General features: G+C 68.1%; 7 protein-coding genes and 1 pseudogene. 1 reads left to right on the top strand and 7 read right to left on the bottom strand.

The features are described from left to right. The coding region (locus tag VGX25_RS10860) for a bacteriophage spanin2 family protein (protein ID WP_326917525.1) at positions 1–355 on the top strand (355 nt) is incomplete at its 5' end. Positions 356–429: 74 nt separating this feature from the next. On the opposite strand, the gene helR is transcribed toward VGX25_RS10860, so the two are convergent. The 7 genes and pseudogenes from helR to VGX25_RS10895 all read right to left on the bottom strand — a co-directional run. Beyond that, on the bottom strand, positions 430–2,643 hold the full coding sequence (gene helR / locus VGX25_RS10865; protein ID WP_326917526.1) for an RNA polymerase recycling motor ATPase HelR: 2,214 nt from the start codon (positions 2,641–2,643) through the stop codon (positions 430–432). A 710-nt stretch (positions 2,644–3,353) separates the two neighbouring features. Then, positions 3,354–4,826 carry a group II intron reverse transcriptase/maturase gene (ltrA, locus tag VGX25_RS10870; protein WP_326917527.1) on the bottom strand — a complete coding sequence of 491 codons (1,473 nt, stop codon included), beginning with the start codon at positions 4,824–4,826 and terminating at the stop codon, positions 3,354–3,356. Positions 4,827–5,481: 655 nt separating this feature from the next. Then, positions 5,482–5,667 (bottom strand): annotated as a pseudogene (locus VGX25_RS10875) (ISL3 family transposase); the annotation flags it as partial. A gap of 511 nt (positions 5,668–6,178) precedes the next feature. After that, positions 6,179–6,469 carry a hypothetical protein gene (locus VGX25_RS10880; RefSeq protein ID WP_326917528.1) on the bottom strand — a complete coding sequence of 97 codons (291 nt, stop codon included), beginning with the start codon at positions 6,467–6,469 and terminating at the stop codon, positions 6,179–6,181. 16 nt (positions 6,470–6,485) lie between these two features. Next, complete coding sequence (locus VGX25_RS10885; RefSeq protein WP_326917529.1) at positions 6,486–6,860, bottom strand: group II intron maturase-specific domain-containing protein; 375 nt, start codon at positions 6,858–6,860, stop codon at positions 6,486–6,488. Continuing rightward, entirely contained in the window at positions 6,857–7,954 is a 1,098-nt protein-coding gene (gene ltrA / locus VGX25_RS10890; protein ID WP_326917530.1) for a group II intron reverse transcriptase/maturase, read from the bottom strand. Before ltrA (VGX25_RS10890) ends, VGX25_RS10885 begins: the two co-directional genes overlap by 4 nt. Positions 7,955–8,468: 514 nt before the next feature. Continuing rightward, positions 8,469–8,921, bottom strand: a 453-nt coding sequence (locus VGX25_RS10895; protein ID WP_326917531.1) for a transposase, incomplete at its 5' end; no start/stop codon positions are given.

Consider the following 8,921-nt stretch of genomic DNA (forward strand, 5'->3'; position numbering starts at 1 on the left):
GCTGGCCGCGGCGGCGACCTGTGGTCTTGCCGGCTGCGACGCGGTCCGCGATGCGACCGACGCCGCCGGGCAGGCGACCGACAAGGCGAGCATCTGCGTGGATGCCTTGCGGCTGGCCGGCTTCTCCCCTGATCTGAGCGACCCCGAGCAAGCCGTCAAGGACGCGCAGAAGACCTCCGAAGACCTGGCCCGCCTGGCCGGTCAGACCCCCGACGAGGCCCTCCGCACCGCGCTGACCGACATGTCCCGCAAGGTCGGCGAGCTGGGCCCCGACGACATGAACCCGGCAAGTATCACGCGCTGGGCCGACGAGAAGGTCAACACCCTCGACGCCCTCACCCGCGCCTGCGCCTGACCCATGGCGAAGGCCACCTTCGCTCGGGCGGCGACCAGCGGCCGGCCCTGGCTCAGGGCCGGTCGCGCGCATCGCTACGCCGACCGTCGACTCCCGGTCCGGGCGGGTGGCCCGACCTCGGCGAGTCCGGTCAGGGGCTGCGGCAACGGGCCGAGGTGCAGGACGCCGAGGCGTTGGGTGGCGCGGGTGAGGGCGACGTAGAGCTCGGCCGCGCCGCGTGGGCCGTCGGCGAGGATCCGCTCCGGTTCCACGACCAGGACGGCGTCGAACTCCAGGCCCTTCGTCTGCGACGGCGGCACCGCGCCGACCACACCCGGTGGCCCGATCACCACGCTGGTGCCTTCGCGACCGGCCTCCTCCCGGATGAACTCCTCGATGGCGGCGGGCAGCTCGCCCTCGGTCACCCTCCGTGACCACGGCTGGACGCCGCACGCGCGGACCGACTCCGGCGGCTGGACCCCGGGTGCGAACTCGGCGAGCAGCGCGGCGGCGACGGTCATGATCTCCGCCGGGGTGCGGTAGTTCACCGACAGCGACCGGTAGACCCAGCGGCCGGGCACGTACGGCTCCAGCATCGTGCCCCACGACGTGGCTCCGGCCACGGACCGGCGCTGGGCGAGATCGCCGACCACCGTGAAGGACCGGCCCGGGCAGCGCCGCATCAGCACTCGCCAGTCCATTTCGGACAGTTCTTGGGCCTCGTCGACCACGACGTGCCGGTAGGTCCAGTCCCGGTCCGCGGCGGCGCGTTCGGCGAGCTCACGGGTGTCGAACTCGACGAAGCGTTCCGCCAGATCCTCCGCGTAGAGCAGGTTCTCGGCGGCCAACTGGACGTCCTCGTCCATCTCCTCGCGGTCCAGCTTCATCAGATCCAGCACGCCGGCGGCGTACTCGGCCTCGGACTTCCGCTCCCGCTCGGCGGCCTGCTCGGTGACCTTGTCCGCCGCCTTGTCGCGGCCGAGCAGGTCCACCAGCTCGTCGAGCAGCGGCACGTCCGACACCGTCCAGGCTTCGCCGTCGCTACGCAGCAGCGCCAGGTCGGCGCCCGCCGCGCGCAGCAGTTCCGGCGACGTGAACAGCGGCGCCAACAGTGTTTCCGGCGTCAGGATCGGCCAGAGCTCGTCGAGCGCGGCGGTGAACCCGTCATCGTCCGCGAGCTCCTTGAGCATGTCCGCCCGCAGGCGCTCCCACGCTTCGCGGTCGGACCGGTTCAGCCAACCCCGGCCGATCCGGCCTATCGCCCGCTCGGTGAGCACGTACGTGACGATCTCGGTGAACACCGCGCGGGCCTCGTTGTGCGGCAGCCCGCTCGCGCGCGCCTCCTCCCTGGCCCACTCCGCGGTCTCGGCGTCGATCCGCACCGTGACGCCGCTCAGTTCGATCGGCAACGGATGCTCCGGCAACCGCTGCCGGTCGGCGATCGCCGCCCTGAGCACGTCGAGGATCTTCAGCGAGCCCTTGAGGCGCGCGGCATCCGGGGTGTCCTCGGCGGTGACGCGCAGACCGGGCACGAGGTCGCCGGGGGTCATGAACACCACGTCGGACTCACCCAACGACGGCAACACGCGGCCGATGTGGTTCAGGAACGCCGGGTTCGGCCCGACCACGAGCACGCCATGGCGTTCCATCCGCTCCCGCTGGGTGTAGAGCAGGTACGCGACGCGGTGCAGCGCCACCGCGGTCTTCCCGGTGCCCGGACCACCCTCGATCACCAGCACCCCCGGGTGATCGAGCCGGATGATCTCGTCCTGCTCGGCCTGAATCGTCGCCACGATGTCGCGCATCCCGGCGCCGCGCGGCGCGTTGACCGCCGCGAGCAGGGCCGCGTCCCCTCGCTCGCCACCGGCGGGGCGGCCGAGCACCTCGTCGGTGAACTCCACCACGTGCCGCCCGCGGGTGTGGAACTGGCGGCGCCGACGCATATTCTCCGGGTTCGCCGCGGTGGCGACGTAGAACGCGCGCGACGCCGGCGCCCGCCAATCGAGTAACACCGGTTCGTGCTCGTTCTCCTCGTCGAAAAGTCCGATCCGACCGATGTACAAATGCTCGCCCGAAATAGCGTCCAACCGACCGAAACACAGCCCGTTGTCCGCCACATCCAGCCGCTTCAACTCCCTGGCCAGCGCACGCACCCGGACGTCCCGTTCCGTGGGTGTCCCACCGTTTCCCCGCAACGCCGCGCTGAACTCACCCTGCGCCCGCGCACGCTCGGCATCGAGCCGCGCGTACAGCCCGGCCACGTAGCTCCGCTCGGCCCGCAATTCGTCTTCGTACCCCTGAGTTGACACATACCCCTCACAGCGGCTAAGCTGACAGTAGATTCGGCGGGTTCTCCATTGGGTTATGGAGAGCACGCCAATTTTTTATTGTCCACCTCTTGTCAAGCCCCTCCTGAACAGGAAGAAGCGGGACCTCGACGCGCGCCCGTACGACCACCGCCAAAGTGGTCTTGAGCGGCGTGTCTTGATCACGGCGGTAGGAACCAGCCGGGGTTGGACCCGGGGGTCAAGGTGACCTTCGCGCGGCGACGGGAGCGAGGGTGGCCCTCGCGCGATGCGGGCAAGCGGCGAGGTGCAGCGAAGGTGACCATCGTGCGGTGGCCGGAGCGAGGGTGACCCCCCGTGCGGGACGCGAGCCAAGGGGACCCTCGTGCGGGTGACCGCGAGCCAAGGGAACCCTCGCACATACGGAAGCCAAGGTGGCTTTCACCTGGCGGGGGAAGCGAGGGTGACCTTCGCGTGGTGGCGGAGAGCGCAGGTGACCTACACACGTTGTGCAGCCGGTACGAGGCGGGGCAACGGTGACCCTTGTACGCGCCGGAGCCAAAGTGGCCCTTGGGCGATGGTGGGAAGCGAAGGTGGCCCTCATGAGGCGGTGGGGAGCTGGTTGAGTCGGCCTGGGGCGCGGTGTCGGGGTTGCTCCCGGTCCGTTTCCCCAGGCCGCTCGCCGAACCCGCCGTGCCGATCTCTCGGCAACGGGCTCTCCACGGTCTCTGCCGTTAGGCGTGGTTGAGCGTGATCCAGGGGTTGGGGATCTTGATGCCTCGGTACCGGTATCGGGTGATCGGGACTGAGGCGATGTTGAATAGTTCGATCCCGTCCGCTGACGGTCTGTGCCACCGGCCGGTGTGGTCGGTGAAGCGTCGGCGGACGTCCTTCCACGTCCAGCGGTGCAGCTTCATCCACCAGTGGATCACCCTCCACCACACGAAGTTCTCGAGGGAATCCAAGGTGTGCTTGCAGACTGCGTGCCGGAAGTAGTTGGCCCAGCCGCGCATGATCTGGTTGAGCCGGATCAGCGCGTCCCTGGGGCGCTGCTGCGACAACCTGCTCGTGAGGGCACGGATCTTGTCCTTCAACGACCGGATGGGCCGGTCGGCGATGAAGGTGTAGACGTACCACTTGTTCGTCCCTCGCTTGCGGCGCCACTGGATGCGGAACCCCAGGAAGTCGAATCCGTCGCTCATGTGCACTACGCGGGTCTTGGCCTCGGAGAGCCGAAGACCCAGCGGAGCGAGCACATCGGCGATGTCTTCGCGCAGGGACTCGACGTCGCCGCGTTTACCGTGCACGAGCACGACGAAATCGTCCGCGTAGCGCACGATCCGCCAGTTCGGCAGGTTCTTCCCGCGACGACGGGCGCGTCGGCTCGGGGTACTCTGCGTCCCGCCGGGCCGCCATGGCCCGTGCACGTGCTCATCGAGCACGCTTAGGGCGATATTGGCCAGAAGCGGGGACAGGATGCCCCCTTGCGGTGTTCCAGTCAGGCTGTCCTCCTGGTCGCCGAGCTCGGTCAGAACCCCGGCTTTGAGAAACGACTTGACCAGCGTGAGCACTCGCTTGTCCTTGACTCGCCTGCGCACCCGCTCCGTGAGGGTGGAGTGTGCAATGGAGTCAAAGCACGCCTCGATGTCCGCGTCGAGCACCCACTGGTAGCCCTTGGTGCCGAACCGTTGAATCTCAGCGATCGCGTCGTGCGCACGCCGCCTCGGCCGAAACCCATAGGAAACCGGCTCGAAGCCGGCCTCGAAGATCGGTTCCAGCACCAGCTTCAGCGCCGCCTGAACGACCCGGTCCGCGATGGTCGGAATCCCCAACCGCCGGACCTTCCCGCTGCCTCCCGGCTTGGGAATCGTGCGCTCCCGCACCGGCAGCGGCCGGAACGTCCCATCCTTGAGTTGGGTGCGCAGGTCGCCCAGGAACCCAGGCACACCGATCACGTCCTCGACGTCGGCAACGGTCAGGCCGTCCACGCCGGGAGTGTTCGCGCCGGTGTTGCCCGCGACCCGGTCGAACGCCACGAGCAGCGTCGCCGGGTCGCACACGAAGTTGAACAAGTCATCGAACCTGCGGCCCGAATCGGCCGCCGCCCAACGGTGAAGCTTGGCCTGCATCCCCGATACCCGCGACCGAGGCCCCGCCGGGGCGTCCGGCTGCGGTGCGTCGGCATCCACCGGCGCATCTTTCGGCATTACAGCGTCCTTCCCTTCTCGAAACCGCTGCCGTCCTTCCCCATGTGCACGGGCTCTCCCCGGCTCGGAGTACTACGACGGCTCCGCCCCGTCCCGGACCGATCGGCGGTCGGTGCACCCAGCCCACCCTCCGCGCCGGGTGCGCGGCGGTGGGCAGGACCGGGACGGTTCCCGTGTTCACTGTTGATTCGCTCGACGAAGGAGGAGCCCGACTCGGTCCCTGCGGCATCACCACGGCTACCCCGCAGCACGTCACCGTGATCTCCCGGCCAGCCGTCGAAAGCCAACCCTGAAGTTCCCCGCCCGACTATCCAATCCGAACGGGTGCGCACCGCTCCCGGCCCATATCCACCAGGTTTGAGCCGGTACACGCTTGAGAGACGTAAACGCCGGTTCCTTGCGTACTCCTTTCCGTCCCGCTCGCCGGACCCACACCATCTGGCAGTACTGACGCGTCCCGGCTTGATCAGGGCCGCTTGCCACCCGCACCGGCACCACCCGGATCGGGCTGCCCCTAGCTCCACCCTCCTGCTGCGACAGGAAAGGCGGTGAAGGTCTCTCACCTCCACTCGAATCAACAGCGCCTCACGGCGCACTCGACGGCGCATGAAAACTGGATCTGGCCCAATTTCGTGATCGAACTGGCCGTGCCAGATCATGGAGCGAGGAGGGTTCGCTTGCGGAGCAGGTCCAAGCCGGCGCGGCCGTACATATGTCTCTTGATCATTTTGAGACGTTTGACGGTGCCTTCGACCACGCCGGAGCTGTGCGGCAGGGTCAGCCCGTTGCGGACAGCGTCGTAGTCGCGACGCAGACCGTTGACGAATCGGTGCAGGTGGGTAAGTCGTCGGCAGCGACGGCGGCCATCCAAGAGTCGAGCCGATCGCCGTGGCGGCGGTGAGCATGGCGGCGAATGCGGTCACGTGGCCGGCGGTGGCATCCAGGTGCGGGCAGGTGGCGAGGACCTGCTTGAGCGCGGCAAGGTGCTCGTCGTCGAGTTCGTCGGGCCGAGTGAGCATCCAGGAGGTGATGCGTCGGATCTTGGGCACCGCGGGTCGTGCTGATGGCGCGGCTGCCAGTTCGCGGAAGGGCGCGAGGTAAACCGCGACCCTGCCTTGGCTGCCGTGATAGCCCTGCTCAGTGATCTCCCGGTAGAGCACACTGGCCTTGCAGACACCGGCGTTCCGGCGCTCATGCAGGTAGGGCTTGTACGGATCCAGCACACTGGGCCGGCCGGCACGGGGTTTGGCCAGCAGCTCCTCCACGGTGGCGGCCCGGTAGAAGCGGCGCACGGTTCCCTTGGCCAGCCGCAGCTCCCGCATGATCGACATGATGCCCTTTGCCCTGCGCTTTCAACGCCTGCACCTGCTCGTAGCGAAGCTTGGTCCGGGCAACCAGCCTGAGTTGTCCACCTGCTCAGCCTGGGCCGCCTCAGCGGCCGGGGCCAAGTCCAGGGTGTCCTGCTCGGCCGGCACCTGCGCGGCGATCTCGGGTTCGGCCCGCAAGCATGCGTGGTCGGCGGCCATGGCCGTCTCCGCATGCTCGGCCAGGTTGTTGGGTCGGGCCTGGGCGCGGTGTCCGGATTGCTCCGGGTCCGTTTCCCAGGCCCGCCCGCCGAACCCGGCGTGCCCATTACTGAGCACCGGGCTCTCCACGAGATCATGCCGTCGGTGTCGGGCCTGTCAGGGCGTCTGGCCAAGGGGTGGGGATGCTGTTGCCTCGGTAGCGGTATCGCGTGATCGACACCTTCCCGAGATCGAACAGTCTGATCCCGTCCAGTTCGATGGGCTTCCAGCGTCCGGTCGGATCGCGGAGCCATCGCTGGATGGCCGTCCACGTCATGCGGTGCCGGTGCATTACCCAGCGGATGACCCGCCACCAGACGAAGGTGTGCAGGCTTTGCAGGGTGTGTTTGGCGACCGCGTGTTTGAAGTAGTTGGCCCAGCCGCGCAAGATCTGGTTGATCCTGATCAGCGCGATCTTGTAGTCGAGATGTGACAACTTCTGGGTCAGGGCTTTGATCTTCCGCTTCAACGACGCGACTGGCTTGTCGGCGATGAAGGTGTAGACGTGCCACTTGTCGTTCCCCGCTTGCGCATCCACTTGATGCGGAAGCCGAGGAAGTCGAACCCGTCCGCAAGGGAGACGATCTGGGTCTTGGCCGGGGACAGGACCAGGCCCATCCGCGCCAGGACCTCGCTCACCTGACCGCGAAGCTCTTCGACATGCTCGCGGGTGCCGTGGACCATGATGACGAAGTCGTCCGCGTAGCGGACCAGTCGCCAGGTCGGCAGGCCCCGATTGCGGCGTCGTTCGCGGTCCCGCCGGCTGGCCATCGTGGTTGCCCAGTGCTCGGCGGCGAAATCGTCGAGCACCGACAATGCGATGTTGGCCAGCAGGGGTGAGAGGATGCCTCCTTGCGGTGTTCCCGAGGTGGTCTCGTTCCGTTCGCCGAGTTCGGTCATGATCCCGGCTTTGAGGAACGCCTTCACCAGCGCCAGCACCCGCTTGTCCTTCACCCGCACGCGAACGCGGTCCATCAGGGCCACGTGGTCGATGCGGTCGAAGCACGCCTCGATATCCGCGTCCAGCACCCAGCGGTATCCCTGGGAGCCGAACAAATGAATCTCGGCGATCGCGTCGTGCGCGCGCCGGTTCGGCCGGAACCCATACGAGTACGGACGAAAGTCCGCCTCGAAGATCGGCTCCAGGACCAGCTTCAGCGCAGCCTGCACCACCCGATCAGTGACGGTCGGGATCCCCAGCCGGCGCAGTTTCCCATCGGTCTTCGGGATCATCCGCTCCCGCACCGGCAAAGGACGGAAAGCCCCCGCCTTGAGTGCCGACCGGATGCGGCTCAGGTGCGCGGTCACCCCGAACGCCTCGACGTCGGCGGCACGCACGCCATCCACGCCAGCCGTCCGGGCTCCGGTGTTGCCCGCGACCCGCTCGAATGCCATCACCAAGATGGCCGGGTCGCAGACGAGGTTGAACACATCATCGAACCGGAAGCCATGATCGGCCACCGCCCAACGGTGCAGCTTGGCCTGCATCCTCCGTACCCGCAGCCAAGCCATATCGGCGTCAGGCCACGCGACCGGGACATCCATCCCGGTGTCTTCGAACATTGCAGCACCTTCCTGCGATCTCGCTGCCGTCCTTCCCCATGCGCCGGGCTCTCCCCGGCTCGGAGTACTACGACGGCTCCGCCCCTCCCACGGCCCGCTCGGCAGACGGTGTGCCCAGCCCGGCCATCCGCGCTGGTGGCGCGGCCGACGGGCGGGACCGAGGAGGTTCCCGTGTTCACCGATCGATCGCTTGTCGGAGTAGGCACCCGGCTATACCCCCGCGGCATCGCCACGGCTACGCCGCAGTCCTTCGCCGTGGCCTCCCGAGTCGCCTGGCATGCGCCACCCGGAAGTTGCCCGCCCTGGAACAAAGGCGGACACGCACCGCAACCAGCCCAGATCCGCCAGATTCGAGCTGGTGTCACCTTAGGAGGCTTCAAACACCGGTTTCTCTCGTATACCTCTCCGTCTCGCTCGCCGGACCCGCATCATCTGACGGTGCTGACACGTCCCGGCTTTGTCAGGGCCGCTTGCCACCCTCCCCGGCACCTCCCGGATCAGGCTGCCCCCAGCTTCACCGTCCTGCTGCGACAGGACAGCGGCGAAGGTCTCTCACCTTCACTCGATCAATCAGCGCCTCACGGCGCACGTGCCATAGATGCCAGCGGTCGGCGACCTGAATCGCCTGCGGGGCCGCGGTGCGGGCCGCGTCGGCGTAGGCGCCGGCCCGGTCCCGGCAGACCACCTGCGTACCGGGGTGTGCGCGCAGCCAGTCGGCCACCGTGTCGGCCTCCCGGTCGGGCAGCACGTCCACCGGGCGGTGGCTGTCGATGTCCACCAGGACCGTGCCATACACGTGTCCGCGGCGCAGCGCGAAATCATCCACGCCCAGCACCCTGACCGGCCCGACCGTGGGCTCGGGCAGGGCGCCCACCAGCCGCAGCACCGTGCTCCTGCCAACCGGCAACCCCAACGCACTGGCCAGCCGGGCACCGTCCCGACCGGCCAGTGCCAGATCGATCGCCTC

Source organism: Actinophytocola sp., from assembly GCF_035942955.1.
In the GTDB taxonomy this organism is placed as follows: Bacteria; Actinomycetota; Actinomycetes; order Mycobacteriales; family Pseudonocardiaceae; genus DASYTH01.

Excerpts from the sequence above, each read along its gene's own strand:
- ltrA (WP_326917527.1), bottom strand. The coding sequence starts at position 4,826 with ATGCCGAAAGATGCGCCGGTGGATGCCGACGCACCGCAGCCGGACGCC.
- ltrA (WP_326917530.1), bottom strand. The coding sequence starts at position 7,954 with ATGTTCGAAGACACCGGGATGGATGTCCCGGTCGCGTGGCCTGACGCC.